Origin of the sequence: Paraburkholderia sp. BR10936 (assembly GCF_040965735.1) — a bacterium.
Lineage (GTDB): Bacteria > Pseudomonadota > Gammaproteobacteria > Burkholderiales > Burkholderiaceae > Paraburkholderia > Paraburkholderia nodosa_A.
In genome coordinates this window covers 353,733-373,527 of the sequence record NZ_JBFRCM010000005.1, presented here as the reverse complement: position 1 = coordinate 373,527, position 19,795 = coordinate 353,733, and the positions used below count along the sequence as shown (strand labels likewise).

Below are 19,795 nucleotides of genomic sequence, written 5' to 3'. Positions count from 1 at the left end.
CGAGGATCGGGAAAGCCATTGCGCCATGCCGCAACGGCGTTGGTCGTGCTGGGCGCGGTGGTGTCGCTCGCAGCGTGCAAGCAGTCGAATAGCGCGCAGGCCGCGCAGCAGAGCGCGGCGGCCAAACCCGTATCGGGCGGCACGCTCACGTGGGGCGTGACCACCGAGCCTGCCTGCTTCGATCCGCGTCGCTCGTCGCAGCAGAACGCCTTCTTGGTGATCCGCAATTACGTCGACTCGCTGATCTACAAGCAGCGCGACGGCTCGTATTCGCCGTGGCTCGCGAAGTCGTGGAGCGTGTCGGACGACGGCAAGACCTACACATTCAACCTGCGCGACGACGTACATTTCACCGACGGCACGCCGTTCGATGCGCAGGCGGTGAAGGCCAACTTCGACTACATCATCGCCAACGTGGCGACGACAGCATCGTCGGCGGCGTTACTGGCGCGTCTCGATCATGTCGAAGCGGTTTCGCCTTCCGTCGTGCACATCGTGCTCAAGCAGGCGGATTCCACACTGCTCGCGTCGCTTTCGAGCGTGAGCCTCGGCTTTATTTCCCCGAAGGCGCTCGCATCGAATCACGATCTGTGCGCGGGTGGCCCGGGCATTGTCGGCACGGGGCCGTTCGTGTTCAGCGCGTATCAGCGCGGGCAGTCGGCCACGTTCACACGCAACCCCGATTACCGCTGGGCGCCGGTGGCCGCGCAGCACCAGGGCCCGGCCTGGCTCGACAAGGTGGTGTACCGCTTCCTGCCGGAAGCTTCGGTGCGCACCGGCGCGCTCAGTTCGGGGCAGGTCGATCTGATCGAAGGCGTGCAGCCCACCGACGCGAGCGTGTTCGATCATGTCGCCGGTTTCCAGTTCTTCACCGGGCCTTCCGCGGCGACGACGTCGTTCACGCTCAACGTGAACTACACAGTGTGGCCAACCGACGACGTGCGCGTGCGGCGCGCGCTGCGCGACGGCTTCGACGTCGACGGCATCGTCAAGAGTATCTATCTCGGCACCGTGGGGCGCGCGTGGTCGAACATCGGCCCCGACAATCCCGACTACGCGAAGTCGCTGCAGGGTTCGTGGGGCAACAAGATTGCCGAGGCGAACCATCTGCTCGACGAGGCGGGCTGGACCACGCGTGACAGCGACGGTTTCCGCACGAAGGACGGCAAGCGTCTGACGATCGAAGTGGGTTACCCGCAGCCTTACGTGCGCGACAGCCGCGACGTGCTGATCCACGCGATCCAGTCGGCGCTGCGCCAGAACGTGGGGCTCAATCTGCATCTGCGTTTCACGACCGCGGGCGAATTCGAAAACCAGAAGCTCACCGGGCGCTGGAGCGCCTATCCGAATACGGAAAACGCTTCCGATGCGGCGTTCGAGCTGTGGGACAACCTCGGCGACGCCGGCTTCCTCTACCGCGCCGTCACGGCGCGCGACGCGATCCTCGCCGGCAAGATCAACGAGGCGCGCCGCCTGCCGGTGGGCGACCAGCGCCGCAAGCTGCTGGCCGAGATCCAGCAATACGCGGTGGATCAGGCCTACGTCGTTCCCCTCTATACGCCGCAGTATCACCTCGCCGCGAAGGCGAGCGTGCATGGCGTCGGGTTCGAGCCGTCGCTCGACGGGCCGTCTAGTGCCTATGAGCTCTGGATCGACAGGCAAGGCGTGTCTTGAGTGCGCCGCTGTGCGCGTCCTCTCTCGCGGAATTTGCTTATACCGTGCCGCCCGGCAAGCTTATCGAATCTTCATCGTTGACCCGGGCGGCGCGAACTGATGAATTCGTGTTTTCCACCACTGATTAACTGGTTACGTGATGCTTCGAAGGCCGTATCAATTTGTGTTCCCCGTTTTGTCCGCCATTGCGTTGCCTTGCGCCTTGCTTTCGCTCACGGCGTGCAACCAGACGAATAGCGCGCAGGCCGCGCAGCAGAGCGTGGCGGCCAAACCCGTTTCAGGCGGCACGCTCACGTGGGGCGTGACCACCGAGCCCGCCTGTTTCGATCCGCATCGCTCGTCGCAGCAGAACGCCTTCTGGGTGATCCGCAATTACGTCGACTCGCTGATCTACAAGCAGCGCGACGGCTCGTATTCGCCGTGGCTTGCGAAGTCGTGGAGCGTGTCGGACGACGGCAAGACCTACACGTTCAACCTGCGCAACGACGTGCACTTCAGCGACGGCACGCCGTTCGACGCGCAGGCGGTGAAGGCCAATTTCGATTACATCATCGCCAATGCGGCGACCACGTCGGCTTCCCTTTCGCTGCTCGTGCATCTCGACCGTGTCGAAGTGGTCTCGCCCTCTGTCGTGCGCATCGTGCTCAAGCAGGCGGATTCGACTACGCTTGAATCGCTTTCCAGCGTGAAGCTGGGCTTTATTTCGCCGAAGGCGCTCGCGTCGAATCATGATCTGTGCGGGGGCGGCCCGGGCATCGTCGGCACGGGGCCGTTCGTGTTCAGCGCGTATCAGCGCGGGCAATCGGCTACGTTCACGCGCAACCCCGATTACCGCTGGGCGCCGGCAGCCGCGCAGCACCAGGGCCCGGCCTGGCTCGACAAGGTGGTGTACCGCTTCCTGCCGGAGGCTTCGGTGCGCACGGGCGCGCTCAGTTCGGGTCAGGTCGATCTGATCGAAGGCGTGCAGCCCACCGACACGAGCGTGTTCGATCATGTCGAGGGTTTCCAGTTCCTGGCCGGGCCGTCCGCCACGACCTCCTTCACGCTCAACGTGAACTACACAGCATGGCCCGCCAACGACGTGCGTGTGCGGCGAGCCTTGCGCGACGGCTTCGATCTGGACGGCATCGTCAAGACCGTCTATCTCGGCACGGTGCGCCGCGCGTGGTCGAACATCGGCCCCGACAACCCGGACTACGCGAAGACGCTGCAAGGTTCGTGGGGCAACAGGATCGCCGAGGCGAACCATCTGCTCGACGAGGCGGGCTGGACCACGCGTGACAGCGACGGCTTCCGCACGAAGGACGGCAAGCGCCTGACGATTGAAGTGGGCTACCCGCAGCCGTATATTCGCGACAGCCGCGACGTGCTGATCCGGGCGATCCAGTCGGCGCTGCGCCAGAACGTGGGGCTCGATCTGCGTTTGCGCGTGACCACGCCGGGCGAATTCGAGAGCGAGAAGCACACCGGCGTCTGGAGCATTTATCCGAATACGGATAACCCGTCCGACGTCGCGATGGAGCTCTGGGACATGCTGGGCGATCAGGGTTTCCTGTACCAGGCGATCCCGAAGTCCGACGCCACACTCACGCGCAAAATCAACGAAGCGCGCAGGCTGCCGGTGGGCGATCCGCGCCGCAAGCTGCTTGGCGAGATCCAGCAGTATGCGGTCGACCAGGGCTATATCGTGCCGCTGTACGCGCCGCAATACCATCTGGCCGCGAAGTCGTCGGTGCATGGCATCGGCTTCGAGCCGGAACTCGACGGTCCTGCCAGCGCCTACGAGCTGTGGGTCGACAAGCAAGGGGGGTGAGATGGTGCGCAAAGTGGTGACCCGGCTCCTGACAGGCCTGCTGGTGCTCTGGCTGGCCGCCAGCGCCGCATTCGTGACGATACACGCGCTGCCCGGCCGCATCGAGGACATCCTCGCGGGGGATCTCTCGTACCCTGGCTTGCGTGAGGCGATCGCCGCGCAATGGGGACTCGACCACAGCCTGCTCTGGCAGTACGGTCAGTTCGTGCTGAGACTCGCCCGCGGCGATCTCGGCACCTCGTTCGCGCTGCAGCAGCCGGTGAGCGCGGTGCTCTTCAGCCAGTTATGGCCAACCGTCCAGCTCGCGTCGGCGGCGGCCGTGCTGGCCGTGCTCCTCGCACTCGGCGTGGCCACGGCCACCTCGGGCGCGGCCGCGCGCGGCGCATGGGCCACGCGCTTCGCCTCGGCGGCGGAACTCGTGTTCACGTCCACGCCGGTGTTCTGGGGCGGGTTGTTGCTGCTCATCGTGTTCTCGTTCCACTGGCGGCTGTTTCCGGTCTCCGGCGCGGCAGGGTGGCGCTCGCTCGTGCTGCCGGCCATCACGCTCGCGCTGCCCACCGCAGGCATGCTCTCGCAGGTCATGCGCGAAGCGCTCGATGCCGCCTTCGAGCGGCCATTCGTGACCACTGTGCGTTCACGCGGCGTTTCCGAAGCCCGGCTGCGCGTGGGCCATCTGCTGCGCCATGCGTTGCTGCCGGTCGTGACGCTCGGCGGATGGCTGATCGGTGGTCTGCTCGGCGGCGCCGTCATCACCGAGAAGCTGTTCGGGCGGCCGGGCCTCGGCAGCATCACGCTCGACGCTGTGACGTCGCAGGATGTGCCCGTGGTGCTGGCGGTCGTGCTGCTGGCCGCCTTCGTGCATGTGGTGATCTCGACCGTGCTCGACATCGCCTATCTGTTCATCGACCCGAGGTTGCGCAGCCAATGAGCGATATTTCCGTTTCTTCCGAGCAAGCTTCCAGCCGCCCGCGCGCGAAGGCAGGGCTGCCGCGGCTCACGCGCGTGCCGCCTTCCGTGCTGCTCGCGGCGGCGTTCCTGGCCCTGCTCGCGTTCGCCATTACGCTGCCCACTGCGATCACGCCTTATGACCCGTTGCTGAGCGACGTCGCGCACGCCATGCAGCCGCCCGACGCGGCGCACTGGCTCGGCACCGACCGCATCGGCCGCGACGTGCTGGCGCGCGTGGTCTATGGCGCACGCTACTCGCTGCTCATCGGCCTCGCGAGCATGCTCGTGAGCCTCGTGATTGGACTCGTGATCGGTCTGTGCGCGGGTCTTGGACGGCGGCTCGTCGACGAGTCGGCGTCGCGCGTGTTCGACGTGCTTTCGGCGTTTCCTCCCGTGCTGCTCTCGCTGTTCGTGGTCTCGTTTCTCGGCCAGGGCATCGTCAATATCGCCGTGGCGGTCGGTATCGCGAGCATTCCTAAATTTGGGCGCGTGCTGCGCGCGCAGACGCTCGTCGTGCGCCGCGCCGACTACGTGACGCAGGCCGTGATCTTCGGCCTGTCGCGCCGCGAGGTGTTCTGGCGCCACGTGCTGCCGAATGTGCTGGCAGTGGTGCCCGTGATCGCGACGATCGACATCGGCAGCGCCATCATCGCGGTTTCGGGACTCAGCTTTCTCGGGCTCGGCCCGCAGCCACCGACGCCGGAGTGGGGCGTGATGCTCGCCGAAGGGCGCGACGTTCTGCGCGTCGCGTGGTGGCCGAGCGTGTTTCCGGGCCTGGCGATCACGCTGACGGTGATCGCGTTCACGACGATCGGCAAGCACCTGTCGCGTATCTATGGAGCTCGTACCCGATGAGCGAGATTTTGACTTCCGCCGCCACGCCCGCGTCCGCGCGTTTGACAGGCCGCACGCTCGTAGACGTAAGGGGCCTGTCGATCGGGTTCGCGGATGTCAACGGCGGCGGCCCGCTCGTGCGTGGCGTCGATCTGACGATACACGCGGGCGAATGCGTCGCGCTCGTCGGCGAATCGGGGTCGGGCAAGAGCCTCACTGCGCGCAGCCTGATCGGCCTCGCGGGCACGCATGCGCGCATCGACGCGCAGCGCTTCGAGATCGACGGCCGCGCGGCGCTCGAGTTTCGCGAGCGCGACTGGCGCGCGGTGCGCGGCGGCTTCGCGGGGCTCGTGATGCAGGACGCGCTGGTTTCGCTCGATCCGCTGCGCACGGTGGGCCGGGAGATCGGCGAGACGCTCGCACGCCACGCGAAGCGGCAATCGCGCGCGCAACGCGCGGCGGCCGTGCATGCGGTGATGCGCGACGTGGGCATTCCTGAACCCGAGCGCCGTGCCGCACAGTATGCGCACGAGCTTTCGGGCGGCCTGCGCCAGCGCGCCCTGATCGCCTCGGCGATCGCCGCATCTCCCGCGCTCGTCATCGCCGACGAACCGACCACGGCGCTCGACGTGACCGTGCAGTCGCAGGTACTCGCGGTGCTGGAGGCGCGTCTGCGCGCGGGCGTGGGCGTGCTGCTCATCAGCCACGATCTTGGCGTGGTCGCGGGCATTGCCGATCGCGTGATCGTGATGCATCGAGGCGACGTCGTGGACAGCGGCGCGACGCGCGACGTGCTCGAACATCCTTCGCACCCCTATACGCGCCAGTTGCTCGCGGCGCAGCCGGACGCGCACTCGCGCGGTTACCACCTCAGTTCCGCGCGTTTCGTCGAGGAAGACGGGAGCGCCGTCGTGCGCGAGCCGCTGCCCGTGCGTGAGCGTGCGGTGGGCAGCGTCGTCCTGCGCGCGCAAGGCATCGGCAAGCGGTATGCGGGCGGAAAGGTCGCCCCGGCGCACGACGCGAACGCGTTCGTTGCCCTCGACGACGTCTCGTTCGAGGTGAGAGAGGGCGAAGTGCTCGGCATTGTCGGCGAATCGGGGTCGGGCAAAAGCACCTCCGCGAACATCGTGCTGGGTCTGCTCGCGCCGACGAGCGGCTCGGTCGAGTTTCTTGGCCAGCGCTGGAACGGCGCGGGCGTGAGCGAAACGCAGCGCAGCCAGCGGCGACCGCTCCTGCGCTATATCCCGCAGGACCCGCTGAGCGCGTTCGACCCGCGTCACAACGTGGGCCGCTTGCTCGCCGACGGCCTGCACGCGCAGCGTCTCGAGCGGCGTACCGTGCTGAAGCGCAGCGTCACGCTGCTGGAGCAGGTGGGGCTCGACGCCAGTTATCTGGATCGCCTGCCCCTGTCGCTCTCGGGTGGCCAGCGTCAGCGCATTGCCATTGCTCGTGCGATTGCTTCGGAACCCGCATTGATAGTTTGCGACGAGCCCGTTTCCGCGCTCGACGTCTATGTGCAGGCGCAGGTGCTCGACCTGCTCGGCGAGTTGCAGGCGCGGCTTGGTACCGCGCTGCTGTTCATCTCGCACGACCTCGACGTCGTTCAGCACGTGAGCGATCGCGTGCTGGTGCTCAAGGACGGCCGCGCGGTCGAGACCGGCGCGACAGCCGAGGTGTTTTCGGCGCCCCAGGCCGACTACACGAAACTGCTGCTGCGTTCAGCGCCCACCTTGCAGACGCAACGCCGGGCGGCATAACGTCCCGAAGGCGAAAGCGGCGCGGCACAAACTGCTGCCGCGGCTTTCGCCTGACTGTCACACGCAAGCCACCTTGCCACCTTGGCTGGCCGCGAAAGCTGCCCATTTCGGCCCAGGCGCCCCTTTCCTGTCCCAGCCCCCGCGCCTGATATCACGCCCGTTCCGCCTCGATCCGCTTCGTCGCCGGGTCAGATACCCCTTTCTGAGCCGCCCACGATATCTGCATCGCATACAAGATTCGTTAGTTTTATTCGTTATCAAAGCGTAAGGGGGCGACTACGATGCTCACATGCATGTCTCAAGAACGATCTGTGAGCAGCTCACGAAAGGCGCGTGTGAGATGAACGAAACCGGCGAAGCAGGCAGACAGCAGGACGCGGGCGGCTCGCCCGCATTGCGCGGCGAGGACGCCTACGGGCGTATACGCCGCGATGTGCTGTCGTGCCGCTTCATGCCCGGCGCGACACTCACCGAAAGCCAGTTGATGGAGCATTACGGGCTCGGCAAGAGCAGTTGCCGCGTCGCGCTCGTGCGGCTCGTCCACGAAGGCTTCATCCGCGCGATGCCGCGGCAGGGGTACCGTGTCGCGCCCATCACGCTGCGCGACGTGGAGGAAGTGTTTGCCCTACGCGTGCAACTGGAGCCGCTTGCCGCGCGCCTTGCGTGCGGGCGCGTCGACGTCGCGCTGTTGCGGCGGCTGGAAGCCGCGTGCCGCGTGCCGTATCCGGAGCGCGAGCTGTCGGATCAGATCGACGTCTTTCTGGACGCGAACCGGGAATTCCATCTGGCGATTGCGCAGGCCAGCGGCAACGTGCGCCTGCACCATACGCTCGCCAACCTGATGGACGAGATGTCGCGCCTCGTTGCGCTTGGCTTTGGCGTGCAGGGCACCAAGCCGGAAATCCGCCACGATCACAATGCCATGATCGATGCGTTCGAGAAGAACGACGAGCGGCGTGCGGAAACCATCGCGCGGCGCCATATCGAGACCTTCCGCGACATGACCATGGAAAAGGTCTACGCGAGTCTTTCCAGCTCCGGAGCTTCGCTGCCGGTGTTCACGGTGGCGGAGCTGCGGCGATGAGCGCGGCGGCCATTTCGGTGCGCGGCATCGGCAAGCATTTCGGCATGCTAAAGGTGCTGGACGACATCGGCTTCGAAGTCGGGGAGAGCGAGGTCGTGGCGCTGCTCGGCGCGTCCGGCTGCGGCAAGAGCACGCTGCTCAATATCGTCGCCGGGCTCGCGGCGCCCGACGCGGGGGAGCTCTGGCTGCATGGCGAGCGCGCGGCAGGGCGCGACAAGCGGCGCTCGCTCGCCTACATGTTCCAGGAGGACCGCCTGCTGCCGTGGCGCTCCGTGCGGGCGAACATCGAGTTCGCCCTCGAAGCCATGCGGCCACGCCTGTCGGCGCGCGAGCGGCGCGAACGCGCGGCCACGACGCTTGAAACTGTCGGGCTTGCCGCATTCGCGGAACACCATCCGCATCAGCTTTCGGGCGGCATGCGCAGCCGCGCGGCGCTGGCGCGCAGCCTCGTCGGGCAACCGGGCATCCTGCTCATGGATGAGCCGTTCTCAAAGCTCGACCCACAGACTCGCGCACAGATGCACAGCGAAGTGCTGCGCCTGAAAACGCTGCGCCCCACCACGATCCTGTTCGTCACGCACGACGTGGAAGAGGCGATCGTGCTCGCCGACCGCGTGATCGTGCTGGCGCCGCGACCCGGCCGCGTGCGCGAGATCGTGAACGTAAGCCTGCCACGCCCCCGCAGCGCGACGGATGCCGATGTGGCAGAGGCGATCCGCCGCTTGCGCCTGCTGGTATGTACCCTATGCAAATGCTTCGCACACAACGTAACGGTTTCCCGATGTCCACGGTGCTGTCCCGCTCCTTTGTTTCCGTCGCGGCGCAGCGCGCGGCGCTCGTGGTGTTGCTACTGGCCGTCTGGTCGCTGGCCGCGCGGCACATGCCCGCCTTCGTCATGCCGGGCCCGCAGAGGGTGGCGCTGGCGCTCGTCGCGCTGGTGCGCTCGCCTTCGTTCTTCAGCGATCTGGGCGCCACGCTGTACCGCGTGCTGGCAGGCTTCGCGCTCGCGGCCGTCGTTGGCGCGCCGCTTGGCGTTGCGCTCGGCGCCAGCCCGCGTGCGGCGCGTTTTTTCGAGCCGCTGCTCTCCATCGTGAACACGGTTTCGTCGGCCATCTGGGCCGTGTTCGCGATCATCTGGTTCGGCATCTCGAACGCGACGACCGTGTTCGTGGTCTTCATGACCGCCATGCCGCTGATCCTCACCAACGTCTGGCAAGGCGCCTTGACGGTCGAGGCGCAGCACGTCGAACTCGCGCGCAGCTTCCATTTTTCGCCCGCGCAGATCATGCGCAAGATTTATCTGCCGACCATCCTGCCGCATTTCTTCGCCGGCGCGAGGCTCGCATTCGGTTTCGGCTGGCGCGTGTCGCTCGTGGCCGAGACGATCGGTTCGTCCAACGGCATCGGCTACCGGCTGCGTCAGGCCGCGGACCTCGTGCAGACCGACCAGGTGTTCGCCTGGACCGTCACGCTCGTCGTGCTCATGCTGCTGCTCGAAGCCGGCATTCTGAAACCACTCGAAAGGCGCCTGTTTCGCTGGAAACGCGCGGCCTGAATCCACAGCCAACGGGGATAGATGATGCAAACGATCAGGACTCTTAATCGGGCCGTCAGGGCGGCCCTGGTTGCCGCGGCCACGGTGGGCGCGGTGCAGACAGCGCATGCCGAACCGGTGCGAATCGGCTACTGGACGAGCGGCGTGAGTCTCGGCTTCGGCGCAGTGCTCGAAGCAAAGCCGTTCCTGCAACAGCGCGGACTCGACGTGCAGTTCGTGCATTTCGCCGACGTGAACGCGCCGAACCGGGCGCTGGCCGCGAACGCCATCGACTTCGCATTCGCCGCGCCCGCCGCCGCCGTGTTCAGCTCGGCCGCCCAGGGCGCGCCGCTGCGCATCGTGCTCGCGACCCAGCCTGCCGACGTGGCGTTCGTTGCGCCCGACGACTCGCCGATCCACGCGCTGGCGGACCTGCGCGGCAGGAAGGTCGGCATGTCGCCGCCGGGCAGCTCGGTGGCCTCGATCGCGACGGCCGTGCTGCAAGGGAACTACGGCATTCGCAGCGCGGACTTCTCCATCGTGCCGGGCAACGAAGGGCGCCTCGCGCAGTTTCTCGTGCAGAAGCAGGTCGATGCCGCCGCGCTGCGCACGATCACGGTCGCACAGTTGAAGGACCTGAAAGTGCGCCAGCTCGGCTCGTTCGGCGACGAGTGGAAGAAGCTCACCAAGAGCGACGCCGTGCCGTATATCGGCGTGAGTACCGTGCGCGCCGACTGGCTCACGCAGCATCCCGGCGACGCGGCGAAGCTCATCGCGGGCTTGCGCGATGCGCTGCAATGGGGCGCAACGCATCACAACGAGGTCTCGGCGATCCTTCAAAAGAGCGCCAACCTGCCGGCCGCCGATGCGGACGCCTACGCGGCGCGCTGGGCGGAGATCAACCGCGTGACATTCGAGCCTTCGGACATCGCGACCTTGCAGCGCGAACACAAGATTTTCGTGGATGGCGGCGTGATCGAGGGCGAGTTGCCCGCGGGCCTGTTCGATAGCGCGCCTTACGCCGCATCGCGATCCATTCACTGAACCTTCACCTTTACCTGAATTCATTCGGAGTTCGATACATGGCAGTTTCCCTCCCGTCCACGATGAAAGCGCTGGTGCTGCGCGAACACGGCGATCTGGACCAGCTCCAGGTGGTGAGCGACAAACCGGTGCCCCAGGCAGCGGCCGGCGGCGTGGTGATTCGCGTGCGCGCCTCGTCCTTCAACTATCACGACGTGTTCACCGTGAAAGGCATGCCGGGCATCAAGGTGCCGCTGCCCGTTGTGATCGGCCTCGACATGGCGGGCGAGATCGTCGCGCTGGGCGTTGGTGTTGACGGCTGGAAGGTGGGCGACCGCGTGCTCGTCAATCCGCTGAACCGTGAAAAAGGCCTGATGGGCGAGATGCTCGACGGCGGCATGGCCGAGTATTGCGCGGTGGCGGCGGAGCAACTCATTGCGCTGCCCGATGCGGTGAGCTTCGAGGCGGCCTCGGCGCTGCCGGTCGCCTACGGCACAGCGCACCGCATGCTCATCACGCACCAGACGGTGAAGGCGGGCGACCGCGTGCTGATTCTCGGCGCGAGCGGCGGCGTGGGCACGGCTTCACTGCTGCTCGCGAAACAGCTTGGCGCGGAGGTAATAGCCTGCGCGGGCAGCGACGAGAAAGCGGCGCAACTGAAGGCGCTCGGGGCCGACCATGTCGTCAACTATCGCACGACCGACTTCTCGAAGTGGGCGATCGGGCAGTACGGCAAGCCGCAACGGCGCAGCCAGGAAGGCGGCGTGGACGTGCTCGTGAACTTCACGGGCGGCGACACATGGGTGCCCTCGCTCAAGTGCGTCAAGCGCGGCGGTACGGTGCTCGTGTGCGGCGCGACGGCGGGCCACGACCCGAAGGAAGACCTGCGCTACATCTGGAGCTTCGAGTTGAAGGTGATCGGCTCGAACAGTTTCTACGACGACAACCTGCGCGCGCTGCTCGACCAGATTGCACGCGGCGAACTCACCCCCGCCATCGACCGCGTGTTGCCGCTCGTACAGGCCGCCGAGGGGTTGCGGCTGATTCGCGATCGCGAGGTGCTGGGCAAGGTCGTCGTCAATCCGTAACCGAGGCATGGGAGAGCAAAGATGAGTCTGGAAGCAAGCACGCCCGCGTTGCCTGACGCGGCGGAAGTGGAGGCGCGTCTGCGCCGCGGTCCTTATCACGAATGGCTCGGGCTGAAGGTGGTGGCCGTGGCCGAAGGCGAGATCGATCTGACCGCGCAATGGCGCGAGGAATGGGTCGTGAACCCCGAAAAGCGCTACACGCATGGCGGCATTCTCGCGGCGCTGGTCGATCTTGCCGCCGACTGGGCGCTCGTCTCGAAGACGGGGCGCGGCGTGCCGACCATCGACTTGCGCGTCGATTATCACCGTGCGGCGCTGCCCGGCGATTTGCGCGTGAAGGGCAAGGTGATCCGCTACGGTTCGCAGGTCGCAACGGCCGAAGCGCAGGTGTTCGACGCGGACGGCAAGCTCGTCGCGAGCGGCCGGGGCGCTTACTCGACTGCAGCCGCGCAGCCGGCCCGCCTGTGATGCTGACACTCGACCACCTCGTCATCAACACGCGCTTCGATACCGATGCGGCCGAAGCGCTGTTTCGCGCGCTGGGCTTCACGTTGACGCCGCGCGGCTACCACACGCTCGGCTCGATCAATCACGCGATCGTGTTCGACGGCCACTATCTCGAGCTGATCGGCCTGCCCGCCGACGGCTCGGCCACGCGCCCGGAGATTGCGGCCAGCGCGCTCGGTGCGGACGGGCTCGTCTATCGTACCGACGATCCGCAGCGCACGTTCGACGATCTGTGCGCTGCCGGTTTCGAGGCGACGCCGCCGCAGCGTTTCTCGCGGCCGGTGGAAGGCCTGGGCGACGCGCGCTTCGTGACCGTGCGCCTCGCGCCGGGTCAGTTGCCGGGTGGCCGCATATATTTTTGCCAGCACCTGACGCCCGAGTTCGTGTTCCGCGAGGCGTGGCGCAGCCATGCGAACGGGAGCTACGCGCTATCGGCGCTCCATCTCGTCGACGTGGAAAGGGAAGGCTATAGGCGGCTTGGCGATCCTGCGCCCGGTTTCGACCTCGTCTTTCACAGCCGGGTGGCGTTCGACGCGTATTTCGGCGCGCTGGCCGCGCACGTCCCCTCTGGCGCGGCACGTTACGGCGCGATCACGATCCGTTCGCCGCAATGGCGCGCAATCGGTGAGCTTGCAACGAAAGCACAGTTTCCGTTCGTCGTCGAGGCGGCGCGCGGCGTCGTGGCGCTGCCGGGCTTCGATACCTTGCTGGAGTTCGTGCCATGAGCGAGCCGCTGAATCTGGGCGACCTGATCGATCACGCCGCCGATCCCGGCGAGCTTGCGCTCATCGAACTCGACGAGGCAGGGGTGCCGGTGCATTCCACCTATGGCGAACTGGGTGCGCTGGCGGCCACCGTTGCCGCAGCGCTCGCTGCGCGCTACCGGCGCGGCGAACGTGTAGCGGTGCTGGCCGCGAACTCGGCGCGTTACGTGGCGACGGTGCTGGGCATCATGCGGGCGGGTCTCGTCGCCGTGCCGGTCAACTTTCGTTTTCCGCGCGGGCTCATTGCCGATGTGATCGCGGACAGCGGTGCGCGGCTCGTGTTCTGCGACGCAAAGCGTGTGGCCGATGTTCCGCCCGGCCTCGAAGCCATCGTGTTCGATGCGCGGTCAACGACTCCGGCGGCGAGCCTGCCGGACAACGCCGCGCTGTTTTCGTCGTTCGTCGCGAGCGAGCGCCCAACGCGTTTCGACGTCTTCGTCCCGCAAGCTGACGAGGCCGCGCTCATTCTCTACACCTCGGGTTCGACGGGGCGGCCGAAGGGCGTGGTGCTTTCGCATCGAAGCCATCTTTGGGTCGTGCGCACGCGGCTGCAATCGCAACCGCTCGCGGGCGAGCGCGTGCTGATCGCCGCGCCGCTCTTTCACATGAACGCGCTCGCGCTGGCGTTTCTCGCGCTGTCCGCGCGTGCGACGACGGTGATGCTGCCGCAGTTCGACGCGAAGCACTACATCCGCGCCATTGCAGGCTGGCGTTGCACGTGGCTCACGGCGGTGCCCCCCATGATCGCGATGATGCTGCAAGAACGCGAACTGCTGGCGCAAAGCGATCTTTCCTCGGTGCGCTATGTGCGGATGGGTTCCGCGCCCGTGAGCGCCGCGCTCCAGCAGCAGATACGCGCGCTGCTGCCGAACGCACGCGTCATCAACGCATACGGCACGACAGAAGGCGGCCCGGTGGTGTTCGGCCCACATCCGCAGGGCTTGCGTACGCCGCCGCTCTCGGTCGGCGCGGCGCACCCGCTGGTGGCGTTGCGGCTCGTCGACGAAACCGGGGCGGAGTCCGACCACGGCGAGTTGTTGTTGCGCAGCCCCGCGCTGATGAACGGCTACCACAACCGCCCCGAGCTGCGCGCGCCGCTCACGTCCGACGGTTACTACCGCACGGGCGATGTCTTCCAGCGCGACGCTCAGGGCTTCTATACCTTCGTCGGCCGCCGTGACGACATGTTCGTCTGCGGTGGCGAGAACATCTACCCGGGCGAAGTCGAGCGCGTGCTGGAACGCCATCCCGCCGTTGCACAGGCTTGCGTGGTGCCGGTGCCCGACGCGATCAAGGGCGAAAAGCCCGTGGCGTTCGTCGTGCTCAAGGCCGGTGCGCACGCGGACGAGGAGACCCTCAAGCGCCACGCGCTGGAGCAGGCCCCGGCGTTCCAGCATCCGCGCCGGGTGTGGTTCGTGGAAACCGTGCCGGTTGCCTCGACGAACAAGATCGACCGCGCCGCGCTCAAGGCCGAGGCGGCACGCCGCCTCGCCGCCGTGACGGCCCCTCACACGGAACAGTGACCTCATGAAAACACGACGTATTGTTGCCGCCTGGCTTTCCGTTGCCGGCACGTCGCTGCTCGCGCTCGCCGCGAGCGACGCGCACGCGCTCGACACCGTCACCGTTGGACTCGCGATTCCCGCCGCCGTCCACGATGGCGCGCCCTACGCGGCCGCCGACAAGCTCGGCCTCTTCAGGAACGAAGGGCTCGACGTGAAGCTCGTCGTGTTCCAGGGCGCGGGCGCGCTCATTCCGCAGGTGGCAAGCAAGCGCGTCACGTTCGGCTACCCGACTGCCGAGCCGTTGCTGTCGAGCTACCTGAACGGCGGCACGCCCCCGCCGGTGCGCTACTTCTACAACGGCGTGCCCGCGAACACGATGGAATTCGCGGTGCTCGCCAGTTCGCCGGTAAAGATGCTCGCCGACCTCAAGGACAAGAAGATCGGTGTCGGCGCGCTCACGTGGGGCACGATTCCGGGCGGCCGCGCGGCGCTGCGCGAGGCGGGGCTCGAGCCGGGCAAGAATGTCGACTACGTTGCCGTCGGTTCGCTCGGCGCGGGATTTCACGCGCTGAAGACGGGCGCTGTGGACGCGCTGAACTTCAACAGCAGTTGGGACGACATGCTCGAACTCTCGGGCACGCCGATCCGGCGCATCCGCTACCCGGCCGTGTTCGACGCGACGGCGGGCAACGGTTTCATCGCCCATCGCGATACGTTCGCCGAGCGGCCGGACCTGATCGAGCGTTTTGGCCGCGCCTACACAGAAGCGCAGATCGTCTGCGACGCGAATCCCGCGTTCTGCGTGAAGGCGTTCTGGGAGGAGCATCCCGAATCGAAGCCGCAGGGCGACGAAGCGCAGAACCTGCGCGTGGCCGAAGAACTGCTCAAACGCCGGCTCGACCGCGTGCTGCGCACCGCCGACGGCAAGCCGCGCCAGCCCGGTGCGTACGACCTGCCGGCCGTGCGCGCGAACCTCGCGCAGATGCAGCATGTGGGCGAGTTTGCGCAGGGCAACGTGCCGCTCGATCAACTGTTCACGAACCAGTTCGTGGCCGCCTTCAGCCACTTCGACGAGGCCGCGCTGCGCGAACGCGCCCGGCAACTGCCATGAGCGCGCGCATCGAGGTGACGCCGCGCGTCGCGCGGATCGACGTGGCCCGGCGCATCGTGCTCGCGGGCTTCGGCACGCATGCGCAGGTGGAGTTGACCGCGCGGCTCGCCATGCCCGATGGCAGCGAGTGGGTCAGTACGAACCGCTTCGCGGCCGACGGCAATGGCCGCGTCGACGTGAGCCAGGCCGCGCCGGTGTCGGGCGACTACGCGGGCAGCGGCGTGCAGCCGATGGGCATCGTCTGGTCGATGCAGTGCGTGAGCCAGCCGATGCGGCCCGAAAGCATCGAGCCCCTGACGATCCGGCTCGAGGCGCGTGACACGGCAGGCGCGAACGCCACGGCGGACTTCGTGCAGCAGTATCTGGCCGAAGGCGTCACGCGCCGCGAAATTCGCGAGGCGGGCGTGGTGGGCACGCTGTTCACGCCGGCAACGCCTGGGCCGCATCCGGCAGTGGTCGTGCTGAACGGGTCGGGCGGCGGTATCAACGAGCCGCGTGCGGCGCTCTATGCCGCCCACGGGTACGCCGCGCTCGCACTCGGCTATTTCAACGCGCCGGGTTTGCCCAGCGCGATCTCGCGCACGCCGCTCGAATACTTCGCGTCCGCGCTCGACTGGCTGCGCGCAAGCGTGCGGCCCGAGAACCGCTTCGTGGCCGTGGCGGGACAGTCGCGCGGCGGCGAACTGGCCTTGCTGCTGGCGGCAACGTGGCCTGAGCGAGTCTCGGCCGTGATCGGCTATGTGCCCAGCGCCGTGCTGCACGGCACGCTGCGCGCGGGCGCGCCGGGCGAGCCGCCGGATGCAGTGGCGTGGACGCTCGATGGGCGGCCGCTCGCGCACGTCTGGGAAAACAACGCGCAAGCGGACTGGTCCGCATTCCGGCATCCTCCCGCGCCTGGCGCACCGGTGCGCCAGGCGCCGGCCTTCGAATCCACGCTACGCGACGCCGCGGCCGTGGCGCGTGCGCGGATTCCCGTGGAGCGCATTGCGGGGCCCATCCTGCTCATTTCGGGCACCGACGACGGCTTCTGGCCATCGTCGCGCTACGCCGACACGATTACCGCGGACCTGCGCGCACGCGGCTTCGCGCACCCTGTCGAGCATTTGCGCTACGAAGGCGCGGGCCATTCGATCCTGTTCCCGCATACGCCGACCACGCAGATCGCGCGCGTTCACCCGGTTGCGGGCGTGCCGATCACGGCGGGCGGCACGCCGGCGGCGAATGCCCGCGCAAACGAGGCATCGTGGTCGAGCGTATTGCAGTTTCTCGACGCCGCGAGGCGCACGCGATGACGGCCAGCGCCTTTCAGGCCGAGGGCGTCTCGGTCCGCTACCGCACGCGCACGGGCGCCATCGACGCGCTGCTCGATGTCGACCTGCGTATAGCGGAGGGCGAGTTCGTCGCGCTGCTGGGGCCTTCCGGCTGTGGCAAGTCCACGCTGCTGAAAGTGGCGGCCGCCCTGATCGCGCCGACGTCAGGGCGTGCGAGCGTGGGCGGCGCGCCGCTGGCGAAGCCGGGCCGCCAGGTGGGCGTGGCGTTCCAGAAGCCGAACCTGCTGCCGTGGCGCAATGTGCTCGACAACGTGCTGTTGCCCGCGCGCACACTGGGTTTGCCGATCGAGAGCGCGCGGGGAAGGGCGGCGGAGCTGCTGAAGCTCGTCGGCCTCGATGCTTTCGCGCACAACTATCCGGCCGAGCTTTCGGGCGGCATGCAGCAGCGCGTGGGCATTGCCCGCATGCTGCTGCACGACCCCGAACTGCTGCTGATGGACGAACCGTTTGCCGCGCTCGACGCGCTCACCCGCGAGCGGCTCACGCTGGAGTTGCAGCGTATCTGGCTCGCGCAGCGCAAGTCGGTGCTGTTCATCACGCACAGTATTCCAGAAGCGGTTTTTCTGGCTGACCGCGTGCTCGTCATGTCGGCGCGGCCGGGGCGTATCGTCGACGAACTGGCGGTGCCGCTCGCGCGCCCGCGCGATGGGGATACGCTCAGTTCGGCGGCATTCGTCGAGGCGTGCGCGTATTTGCGGAGGCATTTCCAATGAAGGCTCTACGAACCCGCGGCGGGTTGCCCGCTGTGTTCTACCCGCTCGCGAGCCTTGCGGCGGCCGTGGCCTGCTGGCAGGCCATCGTGGTGGGCTGGTCGATCCCCGACTATGTACTGCCCGCGCCAGCAGAAGTCTGGAAGGCGCTCGCTACGGGCTTCGCGGACGGCACGCTCTGGCCGCACATCAGCGCGACGCTGGGCGAGACCCTGCTCGGCTATGCAATCGGCAGCGTGCTCGCCGTCGTGACCGGCGCGGTGCTGGCGGAATCGCGCGTGTTCGAGCGCTTCGTGTTCCCGCTGCTGGCTGGTTTGCAGGCCATGCCGAAGGTTGCGCTCGGGCCGATCATACTGGTCTGGTGCGGTTACGGCAGTGCCTCAAAAGTGGTCCTCGTCGTGCTGGTCTGCTTTTTTCCGCTGTTCGTGAATACCGTGAATGGCCTGAAACGCGCCGATCCCGATCTGCTCGATGCCTGCCGCGCGTTTTCGGCGTCGCGTACCTTTTTGTTCTTTCATGTGAAGCTTCCTTGCGCCGCGCCGGATATTTTCAGCGGCCTGCAGATCGGCGTGTCGCTCGCGCTGATCGGTGCGGTGGTGGGCGAGTTTCTTTCCTCGCAGCGCGGGCTCGGCTATCTGATCAGTTCGGCCTCAGTGAACATGAGCGTCGCGACGATGTTCGCGGGCGTCGTGCTGCTGGCCGTGATAGGGGTGAGCGGTGCGCAATGCGTGCGCGCCGTCCAGCGTCGTGTGGTGTTCTGGGAACGCAGTGACGGCGGCGCGGCTGAGTAGTCATCGACGACGCAAAGCGCGGGTTCGTCACGGGGACGTATATGAGCGCTGCAGATAAGCAAGGCTTTTGCCGGGGGAGATTCCTGGGCGCGGATACAAGCCACGGGGCAGGCGCTAATCGGGCCAGGAAGGGAGGGTCGACCAAGTGGTTCGAATCGGTGACAATCTCCGGGACAACGCAAGAATCCGTCCAACGCGAATGACGATGGAAATCAGAGACAATTCCGCCGAACCTGTCTGGATGCCGTTGGCGCTTGCCGAATGTGGCGTCAGACGTTATCCGGTCGGCGAAACCAATCCACGGATAGTCGAATATAACAACCAGACAAACCTCGTTGGCTACGACGACAAGATCTCCTGGTGTTCCTCATTTATTAACTGGTGCTTGGCAGGTGCAGGAGTTCGCGGGACGCGATCAGCCTTGGCTCGGTCCTGGCTTGATTGGGGCGTCGCCCTTGATGGCCCGGTCTACGGCTGCGTGGCTGTGTTGATGCGCGACGATCCGACAAGCTGGAAGGGACATGTAGGCTTCTACATTCGCCACGACGAAGCGTTCATTTATCTCCTCGGTGGAAACCAGTTGGATGAGGTTCGCGAGCTAGCTTATCCGGTTGCCTCGGTGCTCGGCTATAGGTGGCCAGAGCCTTCCTGATGGTTCCATGCTCGTCGACGAAAAACCGCTTTGGGTCGATGCCTGTGTGCCTTGTGGGTCGGCTGTTGCCGACCGCCGCGGGCGGATGTATTGCCCGTCAAGAGCCCGAAGTGGCAGAGCGATTGCTATCCAACTTCGCTTGCCGATCTCTGGCACCGGCCAGTGACCGTGGACGACACACAAGCGCTGCCGTGCATCAATTGTGGCTGTCCGTCACCGCGTCGGGATGAGACGTTCGCGCGCGAAATTCCAGAGATCATCAGCTCTCGATGTTTTCGCTCGACTAGATAGCGAGTCACGGCAGATAAGGGGTTCACGCGCGATACTACCGGAAATCGGTTCACGTTTCTTGTGGGCAACCAGTAGATTTCGCGGCTCATGAACTTTGCAGTCGCATTCTCAATCACGACCCGATTCAGTTCCGCCAGGGCCGGTGGAGTGTCGCGACGTCCGGCGTGCAGACAGAGCTCCACGGTCGGCAACGGTGGAAGACCGTCTTTTTCGCCGAGTTTTCTCAGCGACGATGACACGCCGGCCGACGTTCTCAATGTGATGCCAAAACCTGCCGCTACCCCGGACCAAAGGCTCTGAAGACTGGCCGTGGTATAGGCCAATTTCCGAAGAGATCGTCGTTGGGTTCGGCGGATAGCAGCGAAAACCCCGGTCGTA

18 protein-coding genes are annotated in these 19,795 nt (G+C 66.5%); all 18 read left to right on the top strand.

Annotated elements, in window-relative coordinates; all coding sequences use genetic code 11:
* Nucleotides 1-18: 18 nt before the first annotated feature.
* The 18 genes from AB4Y36_RS13960 to AB4Y36_RS13875 all read left to right on the top strand — a co-directional run bounded on the left by AB4Y36_RS13960 (nt 19) and on the right by AB4Y36_RS13875 (nt 19,126).
* The gene (locus tag AB4Y36_RS13960; RefSeq protein ID WP_368683276.1) at nt 19-1,674 is read left to right on the top strand and encodes an ABC transporter substrate-binding protein; all 1,656 of its coding nucleotides are present in this window, start codon (nt 19-21) and stop codon (nt 1,672-1,674) included.
* A 175-nt stretch (nt 1,675-1,849) separates the two neighbouring features.
* Nucleotides 1,850-3,487, top strand: a complete 1,638-nt coding sequence (locus AB4Y36_RS13955; RefSeq protein WP_368683275.1) for an ABC transporter substrate-binding protein — start codon at nt 1,850-1,852, stop codon at nt 3,485-3,487.
* A 1-nt stretch (nt 3,488) separates the two neighbouring features.
* On the top strand, nt 3,489-4,415 hold the full coding sequence (locus AB4Y36_RS13950; RefSeq protein WP_368683274.1) for an ABC transporter permease: 927 nt from the start codon (nt 3,489-3,491) through the stop codon (nt 4,413-4,415).
* Nucleotides 4,412-5,290, top strand: a complete 879-nt coding sequence (locus AB4Y36_RS13945; RefSeq protein WP_368683273.1) for an ABC transporter permease — start codon at nt 4,412-4,414, stop codon at nt 5,288-5,290. Before AB4Y36_RS13950 ends, AB4Y36_RS13945 begins: the two co-directional genes overlap by 4 nt.
* Nucleotides 5,287-7,026: an ATP-binding cassette domain-containing protein gene (locus AB4Y36_RS13940; protein ID WP_368683272.1), complete on the top strand. Its 1,740-nt coding sequence runs from the start codon at nt 5,287-5,289 to the stop codon at nt 7,024-7,026. Before AB4Y36_RS13945 ends, AB4Y36_RS13940 begins: the two co-directional genes overlap by 4 nt.
* A 340-nt stretch (nt 7,027-7,366) precedes the next feature.
* Nucleotides 7,367-8,110, top strand: coding sequence for a GntR family transcriptional regulator (locus AB4Y36_RS13935; RefSeq protein ID WP_069264041.1), 744 nt, complete (start codon nt 7,367-7,369; stop codon nt 8,108-8,110).
* Nucleotides 8,107-9,204 carry an ABC transporter ATP-binding protein gene (locus AB4Y36_RS13930; RefSeq protein ID WP_368683271.1) on the top strand — a complete coding sequence of 366 codons (1,098 nt, stop codon included), beginning with the start codon at nt 8,107-8,109 and terminating at the stop codon, nt 9,202-9,204. The genes AB4Y36_RS13935 and AB4Y36_RS13930 overlap by 4 nt, the downstream gene beginning before the upstream one ends.
* Nucleotides 9,096-9,665: an ABC transporter permease gene (locus tag AB4Y36_RS13925; RefSeq protein ID WP_368683270.1), complete on the top strand. Its 570-nt coding sequence runs from the start codon at nt 9,096-9,098 to the stop codon at nt 9,663-9,665. The genes AB4Y36_RS13930 and AB4Y36_RS13925 overlap by 109 nt, the downstream gene beginning before the upstream one ends.
* A gap of 24 nt (nt 9,666-9,689) precedes the next feature.
* Entirely contained in the window at nt 9,690-10,688 is a 999-nt protein-coding gene (locus AB4Y36_RS13920; protein WP_368683269.1) for an ABC transporter substrate-binding protein, read from the top strand.
* A 62-nt stretch (nt 10,689-10,750) separates the two neighbouring features.
* Entirely contained in the window at nt 10,751-11,755 is a 1,005-nt protein-coding gene (locus AB4Y36_RS13915; RefSeq protein WP_368683354.1) for a zinc-binding dehydrogenase, read from the top strand.
* A 21-nt stretch (nt 11,756-11,776) separates the two neighbouring features.
* Nucleotides 11,777-12,223, top strand: a complete 447-nt coding sequence (locus tag AB4Y36_RS13910; RefSeq protein WP_342919945.1) for a PaaI family thioesterase — start codon at nt 11,777-11,779, stop codon at nt 12,221-12,223.
* Nucleotides 12,223-12,987, top strand: a complete 765-nt coding sequence (locus tag AB4Y36_RS13905) for a VOC family protein (RefSeq protein ID WP_368683268.1) — start codon at nt 12,223-12,225, stop codon at nt 12,985-12,987. Before AB4Y36_RS13910 ends, AB4Y36_RS13905 begins: the two co-directional genes overlap by 1 nt.
* Nucleotides 12,984-14,549, top strand: a complete 1,566-nt coding sequence (locus tag AB4Y36_RS13900) for an AMP-binding protein (RefSeq protein WP_368683267.1) — start codon at nt 12,984-12,986, stop codon at nt 14,547-14,549. Before AB4Y36_RS13905 ends, AB4Y36_RS13900 begins: the two co-directional genes overlap by 4 nt.
* A gap of 4 nt (nt 14,550-14,553) precedes the next feature.
* Nucleotides 14,554-15,642 carry an ABC transporter substrate-binding protein gene (locus AB4Y36_RS13895; RefSeq protein WP_368683266.1) on the top strand — a complete coding sequence of 363 codons (1,089 nt, stop codon included), beginning with the start codon at nt 14,554-14,556 and terminating at the stop codon, nt 15,640-15,642.
* Nucleotides 15,639-16,934, top strand: a complete 1,296-nt coding sequence (locus tag AB4Y36_RS13890; RefSeq protein ID WP_368683265.1) for an acyl-CoA thioesterase/bile acid-CoA:amino acid N-acyltransferase family protein — start codon at nt 15,639-15,641, stop codon at nt 16,932-16,934. Before AB4Y36_RS13895 ends, AB4Y36_RS13890 begins: the two co-directional genes overlap by 4 nt.
* On the top strand, nt 16,931-17,686 hold the full coding sequence (locus AB4Y36_RS13885) for an ABC transporter ATP-binding protein (RefSeq protein ID WP_368683264.1): 756 nt from the start codon (nt 16,931-16,933) through the stop codon (nt 17,684-17,686). The genes AB4Y36_RS13890 and AB4Y36_RS13885 overlap by 4 nt, the downstream gene beginning before the upstream one ends.
* Nucleotides 17,683-18,474, top strand: coding sequence for an ABC transporter permease (locus AB4Y36_RS13880; RefSeq protein ID WP_368683263.1), 792 nt, complete (start codon nt 17,683-17,685; stop codon nt 18,472-18,474). Before AB4Y36_RS13885 ends, AB4Y36_RS13880 begins: the two co-directional genes overlap by 4 nt.
* Nucleotides 18,475-18,673: 199 nt before the next feature.
* Complete coding sequence (locus AB4Y36_RS13875; protein WP_368683262.1) at nt 18,674-19,126, top strand: TIGR02594 family protein; 453 nt, start codon at nt 18,674-18,676, stop codon at nt 19,124-19,126.
* Nucleotides 19,127-19,795: the final 669 nt, after the last annotated feature.